Annotated in this window: 19 protein-coding genes and 1 tRNA gene; 7 read left to right on the top strand and 13 right to left on the bottom strand. The window is 46.7% G+C overall.

Features of this window, described 5'->3' with window-relative positions; all coding sequences use genetic code 11:
- Nucleotides 1-440: 440 nt before the first annotated feature.
- The 5 genes from M5J74_RS33415 to M5J74_RS12780 all read right to left on the bottom strand — a co-directional run bounded on the left by M5J74_RS33415 (nucleotide 441) and on the right by M5J74_RS12780 (nucleotide 3,206).
- On the bottom strand, nucleotides 441-914 hold the full coding sequence (locus M5J74_RS33415) for an Arm DNA-binding domain-containing protein (RefSeq protein ID WP_181245374.1): 474 nt from the start codon (nucleotides 912-914) through the stop codon (nucleotides 441-443).
- A gap of 160 nt (nucleotides 915-1,074) precedes the next feature.
- Nucleotides 1,075-1,148, bottom strand: a tRNA-Pro gene (locus M5J74_RS12795).
- A 46-nt stretch (nucleotides 1,149-1,194) separates the two neighbouring features.
- Nucleotides 1,195-1,557 (bottom strand): DUF1818 family protein, encoded by a 363-nt coding sequence (locus M5J74_RS12790; protein WP_015154480.1) that lies wholly within the window; start codon nucleotides 1,555-1,557, stop codon nucleotides 1,195-1,197.
- Between the two features lie 19 nt (nucleotides 1,558-1,576).
- Nucleotides 1,577-2,101, bottom strand: coding sequence for a sterol desaturase family protein (locus M5J74_RS12785; RefSeq protein WP_199755567.1), 525 nt, complete (start codon nucleotides 2,099-2,101; stop codon nucleotides 1,577-1,579).
- A gap of 103 nt (nucleotides 2,102-2,204) precedes the next feature.
- Nucleotides 2,205-3,206, bottom strand: a complete 1,002-nt coding sequence (locus tag M5J74_RS12780; protein ID WP_250016882.1) for an energy transducer TonB — start codon at nucleotides 3,204-3,206, stop codon at nucleotides 2,205-2,207.
- Between M5J74_RS12780 and M5J74_RS32675 the strand changes: the two genes are divergently transcribed.
- Complete coding sequence (locus tag M5J74_RS32675) at nucleotides 3,205-3,336, top strand: hypothetical protein (protein ID WP_256498781.1); 132 nt, start codon at nucleotides 3,205-3,207, stop codon at nucleotides 3,334-3,336. The genes M5J74_RS12780 and M5J74_RS32675 overlap by 2 nt on opposite strands.
- Here the strand turns inward: M5J74_RS32675 and M5J74_RS12775 are convergent.
- The 3 genes from M5J74_RS12775 to M5J74_RS12765 all read right to left on the bottom strand — a co-directional run bounded on the left by M5J74_RS12775 (nucleotide 3,318) and on the right by M5J74_RS12765 (nucleotide 6,453).
- The gene (locus M5J74_RS12775; RefSeq protein ID WP_106545717.1) at nucleotides 3,318-4,388 is read right to left on the bottom strand and encodes an LOG family protein; all 1,071 of its coding nucleotides are present in this window, start codon (nucleotides 4,386-4,388) and stop codon (nucleotides 3,318-3,320) included. The two genes, M5J74_RS32675 and M5J74_RS12775, sit on opposite strands and share 19 nt — an antisense overlap.
- A 190-nt stretch (nucleotides 4,389-4,578) precedes the next feature.
- Nucleotides 4,579-4,902: a thioredoxin gene (gene trxA, locus M5J74_RS12770; RefSeq protein WP_015154477.1), complete on the bottom strand. Its 324-nt coding sequence runs from the start codon at nucleotides 4,900-4,902 to the stop codon at nucleotides 4,579-4,581.
- A 387-nt stretch (nucleotides 4,903-5,289) separates the two neighbouring features.
- Nucleotides 5,290-6,453 (bottom strand): GuaB3 family IMP dehydrogenase-related protein, encoded by a 1,164-nt coding sequence (locus M5J74_RS12765; RefSeq protein WP_015154476.1) that lies wholly within the window; start codon nucleotides 6,451-6,453, stop codon nucleotides 5,290-5,292.
- A 544-nt stretch (nucleotides 6,454-6,997) separates the two neighbouring features.
- Here M5J74_RS12765 and M5J74_RS12760 point away from each other — a divergent pair.
- Both M5J74_RS12760 and M5J74_RS12755 read left to right on the top strand, forming a co-directional pair.
- A complete protein-coding gene (locus M5J74_RS12760; RefSeq protein ID WP_371934033.1) occupies nucleotides 6,998-9,562 on the top strand; it encodes an endonuclease MutS2 in 2,565 nt (854 codons plus the stop codon).
- A gap of 159 nt (nucleotides 9,563-9,721) precedes the next feature.
- Nucleotides 9,722-10,321: a DUF3038 domain-containing protein gene (locus M5J74_RS12755; RefSeq protein ID WP_015154474.1), complete on the top strand. Its 600-nt coding sequence runs from the start codon at nucleotides 9,722-9,724 to the stop codon at nucleotides 10,319-10,321.
- An 80-nt stretch (nucleotides 10,322-10,401) separates the two neighbouring features.
- Here M5J74_RS12755 and M5J74_RS32670 read toward each other — a convergent pair whose 3' ends face one another.
- A complete protein-coding gene (locus M5J74_RS32670; protein ID WP_256498780.1) occupies nucleotides 10,402-10,527 on the bottom strand; it encodes a hypothetical protein in 126 nt (41 codons plus the stop codon).
- Nucleotides 10,528-10,571: 44 nt separating this feature from the next.
- On the opposite strand from M5J74_RS32670, the gene M5J74_RS12750 reads away from it, so the two are divergent.
- Entirely contained in the window at nucleotides 10,572-12,089 is a 1,518-nt protein-coding gene (locus tag M5J74_RS12750; RefSeq protein ID WP_250016880.1) for a DUF4335 domain-containing protein, read from the top strand.
- 121 nt (nucleotides 12,090-12,210) lie between these two features.
- Here the strand turns inward: M5J74_RS12750 and M5J74_RS12745 are convergent, their stop codons facing one another.
- The 3 genes from M5J74_RS12745 to M5J74_RS12735 are packed head-to-tail and all read right to left on the bottom strand — an operon-like array spanning nucleotide 12,211 to nucleotide 13,320.
- Complete coding sequence (locus M5J74_RS12745; RefSeq protein ID WP_106170474.1) at nucleotides 12,211-12,672, bottom strand: ferredoxin; 462 nt, start codon at nucleotides 12,670-12,672, stop codon at nucleotides 12,211-12,213.
- A complete protein-coding gene (locus M5J74_RS12740) occupies nucleotides 12,672-13,058 on the bottom strand; it encodes a DUF1257 domain-containing protein (protein WP_015154470.1) in 387 nt (128 codons plus the stop codon). Before M5J74_RS12740 ends, M5J74_RS12745 begins: the two co-directional genes overlap by 1 nt.
- Before the next feature lie 52 nt (nucleotides 13,059-13,110).
- Complete coding sequence (locus M5J74_RS12735) at nucleotides 13,111-13,320, bottom strand: DUF2997 domain-containing protein (protein WP_039716585.1); 210 nt, start codon at nucleotides 13,318-13,320, stop codon at nucleotides 13,111-13,113.
- A 420-nt stretch (nucleotides 13,321-13,740) separates the two neighbouring features.
- Here M5J74_RS12735 and bioA point away from each other — a divergent pair, with 420 nt between their 5' ends.
- From bioA to M5J74_RS12720, 3 genes are all read left to right on the top strand, one after another.
- Nucleotides 13,741-15,021, top strand: coding sequence for an adenosylmethionine--8-amino-7-oxononanoate transaminase (gene bioA, locus M5J74_RS12730; protein WP_250016879.1), 1,281 nt, complete (start codon nucleotides 13,741-13,743; stop codon nucleotides 15,019-15,021).
- A gap of 144 nt (nucleotides 15,022-15,165) precedes the next feature.
- Nucleotides 15,166-16,152 (top strand): biotin synthase BioB, encoded by a 987-nt coding sequence (gene bioB / locus M5J74_RS12725; protein WP_250016877.1) that lies wholly within the window; start codon nucleotides 15,166-15,168, stop codon nucleotides 16,150-16,152.
- 76 nt (nucleotides 16,153-16,228) lie between these two features.
- Nucleotides 16,229-16,768: a GNAT family N-acetyltransferase gene (locus tag M5J74_RS12720; RefSeq protein WP_250016876.1), complete on the top strand. Its 540-nt coding sequence runs from the start codon at nucleotides 16,229-16,231 to the stop codon at nucleotides 16,766-16,768.
- A gap of 55 nt (nucleotides 16,769-16,823) precedes the next feature.
- Here the strand turns inward: M5J74_RS12720 and rppA are convergent, their stop codons facing one another.
- Complete coding sequence (gene rppA / locus M5J74_RS12715; RefSeq protein WP_250016875.1) at nucleotides 16,824-17,513, bottom strand: two-component system response regulator RppA; 690 nt, start codon at nucleotides 17,511-17,513, stop codon at nucleotides 16,824-16,826.
- Nucleotides 17,514-17,676: the final 163 nt, after the last annotated feature.

Here is a 17,676-nt window from a genome sequence, read left to right as displayed (position 1 = left end):
TTGCTGTGCGCTGCTTTTATCCTCATAATAACCCGATCGATTCGGTGTGAATTTCGGTGTCGATAAAACCACTTGATTGCAAAATCTTTGCCTTAAAGGAATTACCGAATTTTGCTTATCGGACTGAAAATCCTCGTATCACCTTAATTCTGTCTTCTGCCATCGTTATTCAGCTCCTAAAATGGAATTACAATTCAGGGAAAATTCTATTCAGCTTGTACCGAATATTGTCAACCATTGCTTCTCCCTTGGGAGATGGAAACACTAACTCGTCAGGGTTTGGGTTCTGAGGTCGTCTAGCCAATAACATTGCTTGCAACCTCGCTGTGAGCGAAAGACTTCTGGCGCGGTTGGTTTTAGTTGATTTTCTCACACCACGCGATAGAGTTTCGCCAATCCAGACTGTAGCGCAATTATCACTTAGATGTTTTTGTACTTAACTATTTCGCAAACTGCTCGGCACAGCTTGCACTAATAGTATCTGCTAGTTTGTCCTTAAAATATTGAGTTAGGTAATTTAGTGTAGTTTCATACTTTTCCAAGCTTCTAGCGTACAAGCCTTTGGCTCTCTCCTGTGTAAATTGTTGGAATATACATACTACAGATTTACGCTCGCGCTCTAGCTGACTGTCAAATTTGTACTTTTTTAGCGTGGAGTCAAAGTTTTCCGTGGCTATGTCACCCTCGATTTGCCTGGCTTTTCGTTCAGCAACCCCTCTGTTAACTTTGCTATCGGGCAACCCAATGTAGAGAAAGTATCGCTTACTCCCATAACTCCAACACAACCGCAGTCTGTCCTTAAACACTTGGACTACAACTGTCCCTTTAAGAGCTTTTTTTCGAGATTGAGATATAGATTGAGACGATCGGTTAAGCTCATTCACTTGAGCTGTAGCGACTCTATTGCTTGCCATAAGCGACTTATGTTGAAAAACCATATCTCAAACCTATCTCAATTTTTGGTGAAAACTGCCCCAAACATACCCAAACTGCACCCTTTATTGAGAATAGATAGAGAAAGAGTTCCAGCTTTTAAAACGCCAGAACTCTTTCTGTATAAAGGATTTGATTAAATCGGAGCGGCGGGATTCGAACCCACGACCTCCACTACCCCAAAGTGGCGCGCTACCAAGCTGCGCTACGCCCCGTTTCACAGCTTAGATATCATAGCATAAGAAATTGCGATCGCGCTATTTAGAAAACAAACAGCATTTGAGCCGCTCGGATGAGATCGGGAACTGCATCCGCCGCCCAACTCACCTCAACTCGCCTACCTGTATTTAGAATCAGTCGCAAGCTATAAGCGTGGGGATAGCCTTCTACTTCCATCCAGATAAAATTACTTTCGGCTTCACAGGCGATCGCTTCCTCATCCATCAATTCGCGCTCCATCTGGCTCATAGTATTTGATAGTTGCATAGACAATCGGCAAAAATCTTCTAATTCTGCCTGCGTCAGTTCGATCGCCCAGTCCTCAGCACCTACTAAACCTTTAAATTCCTTTGCCTCTGGATCGAATCCAATCCGCCAACCTGCGCCACTCTTAACTATGCGCATAAAGTTTTACATCGTCATATCACCACCAGCGTAGTTGTAAATAGCCGCGTTCTGGTTGACTAGTTTCTTCTTCCGTGAGCCATTCTACGGGTTTGTAAGTGCCAAACACCCGATCCCACCAATCTACAGCTAAACCAAAATTGTGATGCCACATCCCGTATTTGTGATGGACGTAATGCACGGGCATTTTCATCCAAAAGCACTTGGTTGGATTTTCGTGCTGTAACTGGTGGGCATAAGCAGAAAAAGCAGCATAAGCTAAACTGCCCAGAAACCAACCTATCCCAGCTTCGAGGGAGACAAAGAACATTGCAAACATAGCAATGCAGCTACCCTGAACGTAATCCCGAAATTCCCATACTACACCTTGTCCTTCATTCCGGCGGTGGTGATCGCGATGTCTTTCACCAATGCGAGGCGAAACGTGCATCAAACGATGCAACCAGTATTCGACTAGACTCGCTAGGATAAATGCCAAGACAAAGCAAACTCCTCCAACTGCTAGCTTTGTTAAATCGAGCATCACTCCTCCTGAATTGGTCATTGGTCATTCGTCATTTGTCATTCATGGTGGCAGCTAGTGGCTTGACTCCTTTCTATTCACCAGCCACGAGTCGCTAGTCACTAATAACTGATAACTTTTTACGTCATCTTACCCATAGATCTAAACCACCAGAGACGTTGATATTAAATGTAAAACTAATTTTGAGGGAATTGTAAGCAAATCCAGAAGGTAAAGGTGCGAAGGGTGCGGCGCGTCTAATGGCACTCAGAGCGGCGGTGTCGGTAGTGTTGGAGCCAGAAGGTCGAACGATCCGTAGGTTGGTGACTTGACCCGATCGCGTGACTGTGAAAAACACGACAGTTGAACGAGAATTCTGCGTCATCCCTGGTATCCACTGCTGCCTGACTTGTCGCTGAAGTTGCTGCAAGTAAGAACCCATATCGACATCCTGACGAGCATCAATGCTTGGCGCAGCACGATTAGAACGGTTGGGATTAGCGGCTAGGTCGCGGCTGGAAAGCGTCAGCGGACCACCTAACTTGCTCGCTGCTGAAGATCGCGGCTGAGTTCTGGCTGTCGTTCTAGCAGGCGATCGCTCGGTTGCGGGACTAGGACGATTTGCTGGTTTTTGCTCTGGGTTAGGAGTCTTCGGAACTGGTTTGGAGCGATTGGGAGCAGTGGCAATCGGAGGTTGGGCTTGAGGAGGTTGGATTTGGGGTTTTGGTGTCTCTGGAGCCTCCCTGCGGCTGCTAGGTGGCTGCTGGCGACGAGGTTGAGCCGGTGGCGGGGCAGCGCGGGAACTGGTTCTAGGCACGGTTGAGTTATTCGGTCGCGTTGCTAGCGGTCGTTTGCGGTTGGCTTTACCACCGGCAACGGAATCGTTTGCTGCCCGACGTTTGGTTTCTGGGGGCGGTTTTTTTGGTTGGGGAGGAACTTCAACAAACTCAAGTGGAATTGGTTCGGCGCGAGATTGCTGTTTTGGTTTTGGTAGGATGCGAATCCAATAATCGTAGCTGAGGAAAAAAATAACGTGTACGAGAAGTGAGATAACGATACCGAACCAAAGAGCATCAGTATTGCTTCTCCTTCTACCGTCACGCCAGAATTCTTGTTCCGATTGCTGGAATTCTTTTTGCAACACCATGCCGCGATCGCCTCATAACAGCCGTGCCGACAGTTCGTATACCAGTGTATGTCGATCGGGGCAAAAATGGGCAAGGGGCGATCGCACTTCTGAATTGTTGCCTTGCTTGCCTTACTTCCTTTCTGGATGAGAAGCAGTTTCTTCTGAAGGTTGTCCCATCTGATTGATCCTAGCAATCATCTGATACAAACGCCCCAAGTCTCTTTGATTAAAATAAAGTACGATCCGGGGCAAATCTATAGTTTCATCCTGAGTTTCTTGAGGTAAAGCCGCGCTTTTTTCAATCTTGCCTTTCACCAAAATATCGCTGAAATTGTCATTCAACTCTTCAACTTCAGCATCAGATAATTCTGCATCAAGGCGAATTACCAATAAATCGCGCACGTAGCGGCTAGAGTGATAAACCCGATAAAATTGCGTGATCGCGTTACAAGCAACATCTAAGTTATCTGTAATCGTATAAAGACTGGGATCTTCAGGACTAACCAAACCTTTTTGAATCAAATGCTCTTGAATATATTCGCTCCAAGCTTCCCAATAGTCTCCCCCTGGGTGGTCGATGAGTACCATCGGCACGGGACCGAACTTTCCAGTTTGGCTCAAAGTCATGCATTCAAATGCTTCGTCCTGCGTGCCAAACCCGCCAGGAAATAGCGCCACTGCATCGCTTTCCCTGAGTAAAAACAGCTTGCGGGTAAAGAAATATTTGAAGTGGATTAATTTCGCGTCACCAACAATGTAAGGATTTGCTTCTTGCTCGAATGGTAGTTGAATATTCAACCCAAAAGAATTTTCCCTTCCCGCACCCTCATTTCCCGCCTGCATGATTCCGCCACCACCACCAGTCATCACCATAAACCCTAACTGAGTGACGCAACGGGCGAAGTCTACTGCCATTTTATACGCCGGACTATCTACTGGAGTACGTGCCGAACCAAAAATTGTTACCTTCCGAACGTGACGATAGGTATGAAATAATTCTAACCCTCGCTCCATATCAGCCAGAGAAGCCGCTAAAATTTTCCAGTCGAGACGGTCGATCTCGCTGTGTGCTAACCGAATAATAGTGGCGATCGCCTGCTGGATCAATTGCCGATGTTGCAAATCTGGCAAATGCTCTAACAGGGTAGCTAAGTCCGATTTAAGCGTGTCTATGGTGTCTAATGAACGGGATGAAGTCATGAGTGCTGCTGCACGGGTCGGCACTCTATTTTAGCGAGATTTGGGACATCTGTTGAGAGGAAATTACAGAGACGCAAAATTTCACGTCTTACAATCAGCAGAATTGCTCCCCTGATGAATGTACAGACCAAAAAGCGCCATATAGCCAAAACCTCAGGCGCTTGCAAGTCTTTTTCGTGCTAACCCAGCTCTACAAATACTTTTCTAAAGTATTCGACAGTGTTGTTTTTGGTACTGCACCTACTACCATGTCAACTTTTTGACCCCCTTTGAAAATCATCAGAGTGGGGATACTGCGGATACCGTACTGACTGGCAATATTGGGGTTTTCGTCGGTGTTGAGCTTCACTACCTTGACTTGCCCGTCGTACTGCTGTGCAATTTCATCGACAACAGGGGCGACCATGCGGCAAGGACCGCACCAAGGAGCCCAAAAATCCACTAACACTGGGATTTCACTATCTAGTACTTCTTGCTTAAAAGAAGAATCTGTAACTTGCGCGGCTGCTGACATGCCTGAAAATCCTTGGCTATATTGTTGCTTACTTTGCTGAAAATTTTATCACAGTAAAACCAAGCATTTTTACCTCCTGAGTATCTGTAATTAGATAGATCCTCTGTGGCGATCGCTGTGCGATTGTAGTTGATGTGAAAAGTAAGGATTACTCTACGAGAATTCCCAGACATAAGGAACCGCCCGAACAGTAGTCCGGGCGGAGTGTGGTGTGAGGAGTGAACGGAAACATGCGTCTCCGCTTCCTCTATTGTAGGCGACTGTTTTATTTTTTCCAGTACTCTTTGCAAGATTATGGAAATTTTTAAGTCGACTGTTTTTGTTTGAGTAAAGTTACTTATGCGTGAAGTCAGAAGTCTCCAAGTCAATACTCAAAACGATTGTCACCTACTTACCCATACCGAGTTGCTGAGCCTTCTGATAGACTTTGCCTTCTGTGAGCAATGAAGGAGCTATTACGACTTCGACTTGTTGCATCTCGCGAATGTCTTTTGCCCCCAAAGTTCCCATGCTCGTTTTTAAAGCGCCCAAGAAATTGTGCGTCCCGTCATCGAGTTGAGCGGGTCCGCGTAAAATTTGTTCGCAAGTGCCAGTTGTCCCGACACGAATTCGAGTTCCACGGGGTAGCACGGGGCTAGGGGTTGCCATGCCCCAGTGAAAGCCTTTACCTGGTGCTTCAGCGGCTCTAGCAAAGGGAGAACCGATCATCACGCCATCTGCACCGCAGGCGATACACTTACAGATATCTCCACCTGTAATCAAGCCACCATCGGCAATTACTGGTACGTAATTTCCGGTTTCCTGATAATAATCTTCTCTTGCTGCGGCACAATCTGCGATCGCCGTGGCTTGAGGTACACCCACACCTAAAACACCGCGAGAAGTACAAGCCGCCCCAGGACCAATCCCAACTAAAACTGCTGCTGCTCCTGCCTTCATTAAACTTAAAGTCACTTCGTAAGTGACGCAGTTGCCCAACACGACGGGCATGGGCATTTCTTGACAAAATTTCGCCAAGTCAAGGTTGGTAAACTCAGATGGGGCTATGTGAGCTGTGGAAACAACAGTAGCTTGAATAAAAAATAAATCTGCCCCAGCCTTTGCCACAACGCTACCGTATTTACTCGCTCCAGCAGGAGTCGCGCTAACAGCAGCAATACCACCTTGCTGTTTAATTTCCCTAATTCGTTGCTCGATTAATTCTGGTTTGACTGGTTCGGCATACAATTCTTGCATCAGCGGCACGAATTCATGTGTTCCTACTGAGGCAATCCGTTGTAAAATTGGCTCTGGGTCGGCGTAGCGAGTTTGAATACCTTCTAAGTTGAGTACGCCCAAAGCTCCTAACTGGGAAAGCAGTACAGCCATCTGCACATCGACAACTCCATCCATCGCACTGGCAATAATGGGAATTTCTCGCTCGATCGCGCCAATCTGCCAGCTGGTATCCGCTAAACTGGGGTCTATAGTGCGTTGCCCCGGAGCCAGTGCAATTTCATCAATGCCGTATGCGCGGCGTGCGGTTTTGCCACGTCCAATTTGAATATTCACGTTTCTTTACCCGTTCCCAAACTATTTCGCTAGAGTACCAAATTCGCGAGGGGTTTGGTTAGAGGTTGGGGAATTTTGTTAGTGAGGAGTGCGTGGCTAGTGACTAGTGGATAGTGGAACCAGTGGCTAGTAATTGCGACTTGCGACTTGATGAATGCTCCCTCAGCAACCAGGTACTCTCTCCCTGCTCAGTAAAAGAGGGATAGTACTACAAATAGGTAGGGAAATTCAGGCTTTAGTACGATTGAGACTGACTGAGAGCGTACTACAATGGAATTAAAGTCAAAATGTATTGTTCGCTCAAATGTATTCAACACTAAGCTAAAGCGAAAAAATTCGCGATCGCACGCACAGAACCCGGTCAAAAAAGCTATAGCTTTCAGCTTTTGCTTGAATTTAACGTAGATTTGATATCTAAAAGCCTTTTATTTTAATTTCTGCGCTCTAAAAGTTTTAAATCAAAGACAGAATAATTACTTGAGATAAATTCTGTCCTCTAATCCCTGCTCCCTGCTCCCTTTTAATAAAATTGAAACACCAAGCTTTGATTCAATCAGAAACGTTAGAACTATTAGAATGGTCGCGCTTGTGTCAGCACTTGGCAACTTTTACGGCGACTAAACTAGGAGCGATCGCCGCTCGGAATTTGGTCGTTCCCGACACGCAGGCAAAAAGTCAGGAATTGTTGAACCAAACCAAAGAAGTCTACGAGTTAGATAGTCGTCTGAGTGCTGGGTTGTCGTTTGCCGGAATTCAAGATATTGGCGAATCTTTAGAACGAGCAGAATTACAAGGTATATTAACCGCAGAGCAGTTACTCGCGATCGCCACAACTCTCACCGGAACGAGACAGTTACGACGCAGCATCGACCAACAGCAAGATTTGCCAGTTTTACAGGAATTAGTCTCTACTGTCAAAACCGATCCTGAATTAGAACAGGATATTTTATACTGTATTGACGAACAGGGTAAGGTAGCAGACCGCGCTAGCCCTAAATTAGCAGAGATTCGCGATCGCGTGCGGCAATTGCGCCAACGAATTACCCAAACCCTACAAGGAATCTTGCAGCGCCAAGCCAACGCCGTACAGGAACAACTTATCACCCAAAGAGGCGATCGCTTCGTTATTCCCGTCAAAGCACCGCAAAAAGACGCAATTCCCGGTATCGTCCACGATGCATCCATGAGCGGAGCAACTTTGTATGTAGAGCCAAACGCGATCGTGGCTTTAGGCAATCAACTGCGACAATACATTGCCAGAGAGCAAGCAGAAGAAGAGGCGATTCGCAGACGGCTGACTGAGCAAGTCGCAGCCGTCAAGCCAGATTTAGAAAATTTGCTAGCGGTTGTAACGATAATAGACCTTGCCAGCGCCCGCGCTCGTTATAGCTACTGGTTGCAAGCCAATCCACCCCGCTTTTGCGATCGCTCCCAAGGGGAAAATACAACATTACGTCAATTGCGCCATCCCCTGCTCGTATGGCAAAACCAGCACGAACAAGGGCAGCCAGTCATTCCTGTAGATATTATCGTTCAGCCCCACATTCGCGTCATTACGATCACCGGACCCAACACTGGAGGGAAAACGGTAACGCTGAAAACTCTTGGTTTAGCAGCTTTGATGGCAAAAGTCGGGTTATTTATTCCTGCCAAAGAACCTGTAGAAATTCCTTGGTTTGACATGGTGTTGGCAGATATCGGCGACGAACAGTCATTACAGCAGAGTTTGTCTACTTTTTCCGGTCATATTCGGCGAATTAGCCGGATATTAGAGGCGATTGGTGAAGTAGGGAGCAGGGACGAGCTGGGAGCAGGGAGTAGGGGAGAAGGGGACAAGGAAGACAAGGGAGACAAGGGAGACAAGGGAGACAAGGGAGACAAGGAAGATAAGGGAGACAAGGGAGAAATTCTAGCCACTAGTCACCAGCCACCAGCCACTAGCTACTCACTTGTTCTACTCGACGAAGTCGGCGCGGGAACCGATCCAGTCGAGGGCAGTGCTTTGGCGATCGCCCTTTTGCGTCACCTTGCCGATAATGCCGAGCTGAGTATGGCGACAACTCACTTTGGCGAATTGAAAGCGTTGAAATATCAAGACGAGCGGTTTGAAAATGCCTCGGTGGAATTTAATGAGGAAACTTTATCGCCTACTTATCGCTTGTTGTGGGGGATTCCAGGTCGCTCTAATGCTTTAGCGATCGCTGCTCGTTTGGGATTAAAACTAGAGGTGATCGAGCAAGCAAAACATCAGGTAGGAGAAGCAACGGAAGATGTGAACCAGGTCATTGCCGGACTTGAAGCCCAACGGCGACAACAAGAAACGAAAGCCGCTCAAGCCCAACAGTTATTACAACAAACAGAGCGATTGTATCGTCAACTCTCGGAACGGACTGCTCAGCTAGACGCGCGAGAACGAGAATTACGTGCCTCTCAAGAACAAGCAATTCAACAGGCGATCGCCCAAGCTAAAGCGGAAATTGCTCAGGTGATTCGCAAGTTGCAGCAAGGAACTCCTACAGCTCAAGCCGCACAGCAAGCGACGGTGGCGATCGATCGGTTTGCCCAACAACATACTCCTCCCACACCCAAGCCCAAAGCCGAATTTCGTCCCCAAGCAGGCGATCGCATTCGCATTCCCCGTTTAGGGCAAACCGCAGAAGTTTTGAACGAACCTAACGATGACGGCGAATTAATCGTCCGCTTCGGACTGATGAAAATGACCGTCAAGTTAGAAGACATTGAATCGCTGGATGGGAAAAAAGCCAATTTTCAAGAGAGGAAACAAGGGGGACAAGGAAGACAAGGGGGACAAGGAAGCCATTCTAGCCACCAGCCACCAGCCACTAGCCACTCACCCGACTCCCCCACAATCAGGACTTCTCAAAATACCTTCGATATTCGAGGTAGTCGGGTGGCTGATGCAGAGATCGTGCTAGATAAGGCGATCTCCGAAGCGTCTGGAACAATATGGATTATCCACGGTCACGGTACGGGGAAACTGAGACAAGGAGTTCACAATTTTTTGCAACAGCATCCTATGGTAAGTCGCTTCGAGGCTGCGGCTCCTGAAGATGGTGGCTCTGGGGTGACAGTAGCTTTTTTGCGGTAGCGTCAACGTGTAGGATGTGGTAAAAATTGACTGAGCAAAATTTCAGAACCTGAGCTGCTTGAGCGGCAAATTTGTTGCTAGCTGGAGAAAACAAGCCAAAACCAAAGAAACACGGTTTCAAATTGGGTAACAGCTCAGTGTATCTTAGTCGTACCACCTATGCTGAAGACTATGCACTCTAGCGCCCAATCTCCCAATCAAAGTACTAAGTGGAACGATCTCACTCGCGCCGAGCCTGCACCCGTGCAGCTCAACAATATCAAAGCTCAACTCGATCTGATATTGTTGGCGCTAGAAGCTTTAGTAGGTATTGGTTCTGAGGCAATGTTATCGGCAGCAGAAGAATTAAATTTGGCAACAAAAATCCCCGATCGGGTGGCGTTATGGCGCTTGAGGCAATCAAATCCTTTACGTAAAGGTGATGGGGGTAGGAAAAAATTAGATATAGAAGAAGCGCGATCGCTAGTTTTAATTATTTGTCACCTAGCCAAACAATATCAGACTCAAATTCGCCGCGCCGTCATGTTATTAGAGCAGGCGATCGCCAATCGAGAAGTTCCTCATAAAATCGGCGTGTTGGGCGACTACATCGATAGTTTTAGCAATCTCTATCAAGAGCGCATGGAAGATGCCGAACATTTATCAACCAATTGGCTAAGTCAATTAGGCTTCAAGCTCTTAGTCGATCTGTTATTTTATAGCGGTGCTGTCGGTCATCGGCACTTATGGCTTACCTTGCTCGATCGTTCGCAATTGTAACTAGGGAGTCGGGGAGAAGAGTGGTGCGTGTTGATAGGGTGTGGTGTGTGACTAATTTCTCCCTTGTTCCCCTTTGCCCCCTAATCCCCACTCCCTTCGGTCGTGGGATCCCCCTTGTCCCCCTTGTCCCCCTTGTCCCCCTTGTCCCCCTTGTCCCCCTTGTCCCCTTGTCCGCCTTGTCCGCCTTGTCCCCCTTGTCCCCTCACTCCCTGCTCCCTACTCCCTACTCCCTACTCCCTCATTTTCGCTTATGTCTCTGTCAGAACCGATTATCAAAAAGTATACGCAAGCTTCTTGTACGTTACAGGTTACCGAGCGCACGCCAGGATCGGATCGGGGTGCTAAATCAATGAATGCACCAATTCAGTTCGAGGTGCGCTTTCATGACTCCCAACTACCAGAAGCAGAGCAAATTCGCATTCAGGGCGATCGCCATTCTCTCGTAGAATTGCATGAAGTTGTCAAAAACTACGTGCAGAGAGTTCTCGCTTCATCGCCAGACCGATTCAATGCTTTGTTGGTAGAAGATGCAGCCAATACGCCCACCCTACCGGCAGAATTAGATTCCTCTAGCACGCCTGCACCAGCTCCAGCAGGAGGAATATACATTCAACCTGGTGAAGGATTATCCCATAATTTGTTTTTAGGAGCTTTAGCAACTCCTAGTACGGGGCAATTCATTCCTTTGAGCATGACGCAACTATTCGATCTAGCAAACGCTTTAGATGAATATGCTGCTGACGTTTTAGCTGTCCCAGTCAACTTTAATAGCCCGACTCGTTTTGCTACTACTCCTTCTACAGCTTGGGCGGGGATAGCAGCCGTACTGCTGGTAGGAGTAGGTTTAACCGCAGGACTCGTACATCTGCTCAACCGTTCTGACGAGCCACAAACAGCCAGTCGTCCGCCACAACAGCCTTCTCCCTCGCCCACCCTATCTCCAGAGGCTGTACCGTCTGTGCCACCCACAAGCGATCTCCCATCGCCGACGACAAGCCCAACTTTAGGAAATTTACCAAATACGCCAACTGTGGGGAGTTCGCCAATTCCCTCACCTCTGTCAGACACTCCCCTGCCTACCGCGCCAACCACGCCACCCTTTACAACCACTGCCCCACCTGCACCGCCTAACGCTGGAGTTAGCCCCCTACCTGGCATTGCTCAAGCACCATCTGGTTCTACTCAAACACCCAAGTCATCGGCTAATCAACCAGCTAATCAGCCTGCCGTGCAACCAGGTAGCATTGCTACCTTACCAGGAATTACTACCAACAATAACCTTCCCAGTCCTCCCAGCCCCGATCGCTCGGCTCAGACTCCACCAACAATCGATGTTCCTGCCGCACCACCCAGCAATCCAGCTCCGCCGCCATCAGTGGAAGGCTTGACACCCAGAGAAAGGATCAGAGCAGCTTTAGAAGGTAAGCCAGTTGAGGAGCCGCCAGCTAAACCGTCACGACAAGCACCCCAAGCGGCAGCTTTTGCCCCTACGCCGCAAGTTAATGAAGTCAGAGAATACTTCCAACAGCGTTGGCAGCCCCCTTCTGGACTCAGCGAACCGTTAGAATACAGTATTGTCCTAGATGTAGACGGCTCGGTGCAGCGGATCGAACCTTTAGGCAAAGCAGCTAGAAACTACATCGAGAGTTCTGGTTTACCTTTAATCGGCGAACCCTTTGTCTCCGCTAACCCCCAAGGCGAAACACCTAGAGTTAGAGTCATACTCGGCGCTGACGGGAAAGTTCAGTCTTTTCTGGAGCAAAACTAAATCAGTAGTTAGTTATCAGTTATTTAGTGTAGGGACGTTACATGTAACGCCTCTACAGAGATAAAAACAAGGAGACTGTGCAATCCAGTCTCCTTAAAAGGCGATCGCCTGTTTGGATATATTAATACTTGGCTTTTTTGCGGGTTAACTGTTGCTTGCGACGGCGCTTTTGGGCAGCAGCCACAGCCCCCTCGACGGGATATCCTACAACTGGGGGAATGACTTGATATTGTCTGTCTTGTTCTAGCCGCTTTAACTCAGTGTAATCGACCCAGTGGATGCAATCTACCGGACAAGTATCGATCGCCTCTTGGATCAGTTCCTCCACGTCACCATCTTGACGGACGACGCGAGAGCGACCGTAATCTGGTTCGATGTAAAAGGTGTTGCGAGCGACGTGAGCGCAGTGCTTGCACCCAATACAAGTGATTTCGTCAACGTATACACCCTTTTGCCGGGTAACACCGCCCAATTCTGGCTCTAGTCCAGAACGATTGGCAGTATCACGCAGATTCCCTCCCAACTCGGGTTCTAGGTGCGATCGCCCCGTGTCGGAATGATTCGATGTGCCAAGATCGTCCATCAGCCACTCCAGCGCTGTACTAACAGTCTGATCGAGCCATCTGAGTTTTTCTGTTGTTCGGTGACTTGAAAGCCTTGTCTTGCTGTTTCGTTAACTACGGTGTGGTACGCATAACGCTGCGTCACCTGGCGCAAGAAACCTTCTACGGATAAAGGTTGCTGCCAATATTGCATATCGGCGACGAGTTCGTACTCTTTGCCATTCCAACTAAACCCTACATCGTAACCGTTATCTTGCTCGATTGTCACTTCGGCATTCCGCGTTTGTCCCTGATAGCCTCGGACTTGCCGAGATCCAGATTTCCAATCAACTCCCATATCGGTGAGAGCTGCTTGCAAGGATGTTAAATTGCGGATTTGAGTTTTGATTTGGCTAAAGTGTGACATAGTGTTTCTAGATCGTCGTAAATTAACTAAGGTCAATAACTAAATAAAAAAGCTACCATTCGCTAAACGATGCTTGAGCGATTGAGACATCAGCTTGTGTATTAACTTGATTAAAATATTCTGATGTTGGCTGCTGGCTAATGGTTTGCCCTAGTTCTGCTTCCAGCGCTGCCGTAACTTCCGTACAGGAGGAACCGACGATCCCCGTAACTTTTTCCTGTACGCGACCATCGGGATAGATGACAAATTCTAAGGTTTCCATGCTTCTAGCCAACACAACAGGTTTTAAGGTTATCTGACACTTATATCCAGCATTTGGGCAGGATAGCTTGCTTTGAGCGACGCGATCCCCTATCTTAATATCCCTACTGCTACATAATGTTTCATCCATCGAATTATATAGATGAAAAAGTTAACAAAATTTAGCAATAGAGTGAACTCGCACAGTAATTATTTGTCAGTTTCGCTTAACTTTCAACAGCAGTCAAGCAGAAAATTAGAGAGCAGGGAGTAGGGAGCAGGGAGCAGGGAGCAGGGAGCAGGGAGACAAGGGGGACAAGGAAGCTGAGGGAGCTGAGGGAGCGATCGGGAGCTGAGGAGATAAAATAACTAACTGGTCACTGGTCAGGAGTCACTGTCACCCCACACCCTACACCCCACACCCTACACCCATCTCCTACTTATGAGTAACAGTGCAATTTGGCATCCTTTTACGCAGATGAAAACGGCTCCTCCTCCTTTGAAAGTCAAAAGGGGAGAGGGGGTGATGTTGGAATTGGAGGATGGAAGGCAGATTCTTGATTGTATTTCGAGTTGGTGGGTGACGATCCACGGACACAGCCACCCCGTACTAGCTGAGGCTCTTTACCAACAAGCAAAACAACTAGAACAAGTGATTTTTGCTGGGTTTACCCACGAGCCAGCAGAAAAATTAGCCACTGGGCTATTGAAACATCTACCTAAATCTCTAACACGGGTATTTTTCTCCGATAACGGCTCTACAGCGATCGAAGTTGCGCTGAAAATGGCATACCAGTATTGGTTTAACCAAGGGGAAAAACAACGAACTCGATTCATTAGCTTTGAAGGCGGCTATCACGGCGACACTGTAGGAGCAATGTCAGTTGGTAGTAGTTCTCCTTGGTGGCAAACTTTCAAAACTTTGATGTTTGCAACAGATATCGTGCCTTTTCCCGCAACTTTTGACGAAGATTCCAACGTCGCTACCCACGAAGCACAGGCTTTGGATTGTCTGGCAGAATTATTGCAAAAAAATTCACACAGTTACGCAGGCATATTTATCGAGCCTTTAGTACAGGGAGCCGCAGGGATGCGTCTGTGTCGTCCCCAATTTTTGCAGGAACTTGCCAAACTCGCCCGCACGCATGGGGTGCTGCTAATCTATGACGAGGTTATGACGGGCTTTGGTAGAACAGGAGAATTATTTGCTTGTTTAAAGTCAAGTACTTGTCCCGATATACTTTGCTTATCTAAAGGTTTATCAGGTGGCTGTTTACCTCTATCTGTGACTGTAGCAACAGAGGAAATTTACCAAGCCTTTTACAGCGATGACATCGATCGCGCCTTCTTCCACAGTCATTCTTACACGGGAAATCCCTTAGCTTGCGCCACAGGCAACGCCTCGCTGGAATTATTAACTCAAAATCCAGATGTATTTAGGGGAATGGAAGCCTTACACCGTCGCTATATGGAAACATGGTTGAGCGGGCATCCAAAAATCGAACGTACCCGCATCTGCGGTACAATAGCAGCCCTGGATCTGAAAGCTGAAAGCGAAAGCTACTTAAACGCCACAGGTTCAAAACTGCGATCGCGCTTTCTCGAATTAGGCTTCCTCTTACGTCCTCTCGGTAATACCATTTACCTCATGCCACCCTACTGCATCACCCCGACTCAACTCGAATCGATTTACGAAGTGATTCGTCGGGTTGTGGATGAGTGAGTCAAAAGTCAAAAGTCAAAAGTCAAAAGTCAAAAGTCAAAAGTCAAAAGTCAAAAGTCAAAAGTCAAAAGTCAAAAGTCAAAAGTCAAAAAATTAGCAACAACCAACAACTGCCGATCGCCAACTACCAACTACCAACTACCAATGCCCCAAACCATCACCTTACCAAATTGGAATCAACTTGCCGATCGCTCCTTAGCAGGAGATCTTATCAGCCGTGAAGAAGCTTTAGCCGTACTCAGCGCCCCTAATGAAGTGTTACTCGAACAGCTAGCAGCAGCTTATAAAGTTCGCAAACATTATTGGGGTAATCGCGTTCGACTACACTTTTTGCTCAATGCCCAAAGTGGACTTTGCCCTGAAGATTGCCATTATTGTTCTCAGTCGAAAATCTCGACAGCAGAAATTGAGAAATATCCGTTGATGGCACAAGAAAAAATTTTAGCTGCCGCAGCACGGGCGGCTAGTTTAAAAGCAGGTACATTCTGCATGGTACTGTCTGGGCGATCGCCTAACGAAACAACTTTTGCCAAATTTTTAGCAGCCGTGCGAGAAGTCAAGGCAAATTACGATTTGAAAATTTGTGCTTGTTTGGGGTTATTGAGTGAGTCACAAACGCAGCGTTTAGCAGCAGCCGGAGTCGATAGAGTCAACCACAATCTCAATACAGCAGAGTCGCACCACGAACAAATTTGTACGACTCATACTTTTAGCGATCGCGTGGCGACGGTGGAGAATGTTAAAGCTGCTGGAATTACGACTTGTTCGGGCGGAATAATCGGGATGGGTGAGTCAGATGACGATATTATCGATTTAGCTCTGTCACTGCGACAATTAGAAGTAACAAGCGTACCAATTAACTTTTTGATCCCAATACCAGGTACACCACTAGCAGGGTTGCAACAACTCAATCCGCAACGCTGCCTGCGAATATTATGTCTATTTAGATTCTTGCTACCATCACAAGAAATTCGGATTGCCGGAGGTAGAGAAGTCCATTTGCGATCGCTCCAACCGTTAGGATTATATCCCGCCAACTCCATCTTCATTGGCGACTATCTCACCACCCCAGGACAAGCAACACAAATGGACTTAGACATGATTCGCGACGCTGGCTTTGTTTTGGAGTAGTGAGGAGCAAGGAGCGACTATTCTTTGTGTTCTTCTTAGCGTCTTAGCGTCTAACGCTACGCTTCGCCTACGACTGATGCGTGACATAAAAATGGATTTACTTAGCACGGAGATATTAACAAATCGCCTCAGATTAAAACCTGTATCGATGGCGTATAAAGAAGAAATCTTTTCAGAATTTACTGAAGATATTACTAAATATATGTGTCCGCGATCGCCCCAACATATTGCTGAAATAGAAGCATTTATTGAGAATGCAATTCTAGATTTAAAAAAGGGTAGCGATCTCAGGCTGGTTATCTTAAAAAAGGATTCGCAAGAATTCTTAGGCTGTGCAGGTCTTCATGGTATGCTTGGCAAAACTCCAGAATTTGGCATTTGGTTAAAAAAAACAGCCCACGGTCGTAAGTATGGGCTAGAAGCAATTAGAGGTATCAAAAATTGGGCTGAGCAAAATCTAGATTATGAATATTTTCTTTATCCTGTAGATCGCGCCAACATTGCCAGTCGTAAAATTCCAGAAACATTGGGCGGAAAAGTTGTGAGAGAATACGAACACAAAAAGACAAATGAAAATATTTTATATTTATTAGAATATCGCATTGAGAGAGCGTAGCATCTGTAGGAGCGAGTTTACCAAACATTTGATACTTTCTATTACCATTTACCAATTACCCATGACCATCTCCAAACCGATAACCCTTACCATAAACAGTATGAACTAACACTATTTCTCCCTTCGCTTCAATTTTGCGTCTTAATAACCGAACTAAAGCAGCTAAAACATTACTGCTCGGTTGTTCCTCTTCAGTCCATAAATATTGATGAATTTGGTCGTGAGTTAAAACTTGTCCGACATGACGCATAAAAAATTCTAAAAGCTTAGTCTCTTTCTCTGACAACTCAATCGTGCGTCCTTGACGATAAGCTAAGCGATTTTCCACATCTAATTCTAAATCTGCAACTTGTAAACGTTGAGTTGCAGCTAGATTTAAATCTACAGCGCCTCGCCGTAACAAAGCGCGGACTCTTGCAAGTAATTCGCGTAATTCAAAAGGCTTAACAATATAATCATCTGCACCCGCATCTAAACCTTGCACGCGATCGTCTATCGTATCTTTAGCAGTCAGGAAGAGGACAGGTGTATTTTTACCACTGCGGCGTAATTGCTGACAAATATCTAACCCCGATTGGTGGGGGAGCATCCAATCGAGGATCAGTAAGTCATAAGTCTTCTGAGTAGCCAAATTGCTACCTTTGTTCCCATCATATGCCACATCAACCTCGTATCCTTCACGGCTGAGGAGGCGACTAAGAGGATCGGTTAGTTCAACTTCATCGTCAACTAACAAGATTTTCATATCAATCTTGGCTGCACGGATAGATTACGCGATATTTCTATTCTTACACTGGCTGCAATCTGGCAGTGTCTCACTAATATAGAAAATCAGAATTATACAATCGCGATCGTTCTAGTTTCAGGGCATAATAGTTTTTTGTGAGAATCAGGACTTGTCTTCTGTT

Origin of the sequence: Chroococcidiopsis sp. CCNUC1 (assembly GCF_023546805.1) — a bacterium.
Taxonomy (GTDB): domain Bacteria; phylum Cyanobacteriota; class Cyanobacteriia; order Cyanobacteriales; family Chroococcidiopsidaceae; genus Chroococcidiopsis; species Chroococcidiopsis thermalis.
The sequence above is the reverse complement of the archived record's forward strand: the minus strand, read 5'-3'. Positions and strand labels throughout refer to the sequence as shown.

Coding starts and splice junctions, on each gene's coding strand:
- bioA (WP_250016879.1), top strand. CDS start 13,741: ATGAGTAACAGTGCAATTTGGCATCCTTTTACGCAGATGAAAACGGCT.
- M5J74_RS12785 (WP_199755567.1), bottom strand. CDS start 2,101: ATGACCAATTCAGGAGGAGTGATGCTCGATTTAACAAAGCTAGCAGTT.
- M5J74_RS12775 (WP_106545717.1), bottom strand. CDS start 4,388: ATGACTTCATCCCGTTCATTAGACACCATAGACACGCTTAAATCGGAC.
- M5J74_RS12780 (WP_250016882.1), bottom strand. CDS start 3,206: ATGGTGTTGCAAAAAGAATTCCAGCAATCGGAACAAGAATTCTGGCGT.
- M5J74_RS33415 (WP_181245374.1), bottom strand. CDS start 914: ATGGCAAGCAATAGAGTCGCTACAGCTCAAGTGAATGAGCTTAACCGA.
- M5J74_RS12790 (WP_015154480.1), bottom strand. CDS start 1,557: ATGCGCATAGTTAAGAGTGGCGCAGGTTGGCGGATTGGATTCGATCCA.
- M5J74_RS12745 (WP_106170474.1), bottom strand. CDS start 12,672: ATGGACGATCTTGGCACATCGAATCATTCCGACACGGGGCGATCGCAC.
- M5J74_RS12735 (WP_039716585.1), bottom strand. CDS start 13,320: ATGGAAACCTTAGAATTTGTCATCTATCCCGATGGTCGCGTACAGGAA.
- M5J74_RS12740 (WP_015154470.1), bottom strand. CDS start 13,058: ATGTCACACTTTAGCCAAATCAAAACTCAAATCCGCAATTTAACATCC.
- M5J74_RS12750 (WP_250016880.1), top strand. CDS start 10,572: ATGTCTCTGTCAGAACCGATTATCAAAAAGTATACGCAAGCTTCTTGT.
- rppA (WP_250016875.1), bottom strand. CDS start 17,513: ATGAAAATCTTGTTAGTTGACGATGAAGTTGAACTAACCGATCCTCTT.
- trxA (WP_015154477.1), bottom strand. CDS start 4,902: ATGTCAGCAGCCGCGCAAGTTACAGATTCTTCTTTTAAGCAAGAAGTA.
- M5J74_RS32675 (WP_256498781.1), top strand. CDS start 3,205: ATGCCGCGATCGCCTCATAACAGCCGTGCCGACAGTTCGTATACCAGT.
- M5J74_RS12720 (WP_250016876.1), top strand. CDS start 16,229: ATGCGTGACATAAAAATGGATTTACTTAGCACGGAGATATTAACAAAT.
- M5J74_RS12755 (WP_015154474.1), top strand. CDS start 9,722: ATGCTGAAGACTATGCACTCTAGCGCCCAATCTCCCAATCAAAGTACT.
- bioB (WP_250016877.1), top strand. CDS start 15,166: ATGCCCCAAACCATCACCTTACCAAATTGGAATCAACTTGCCGATCGC.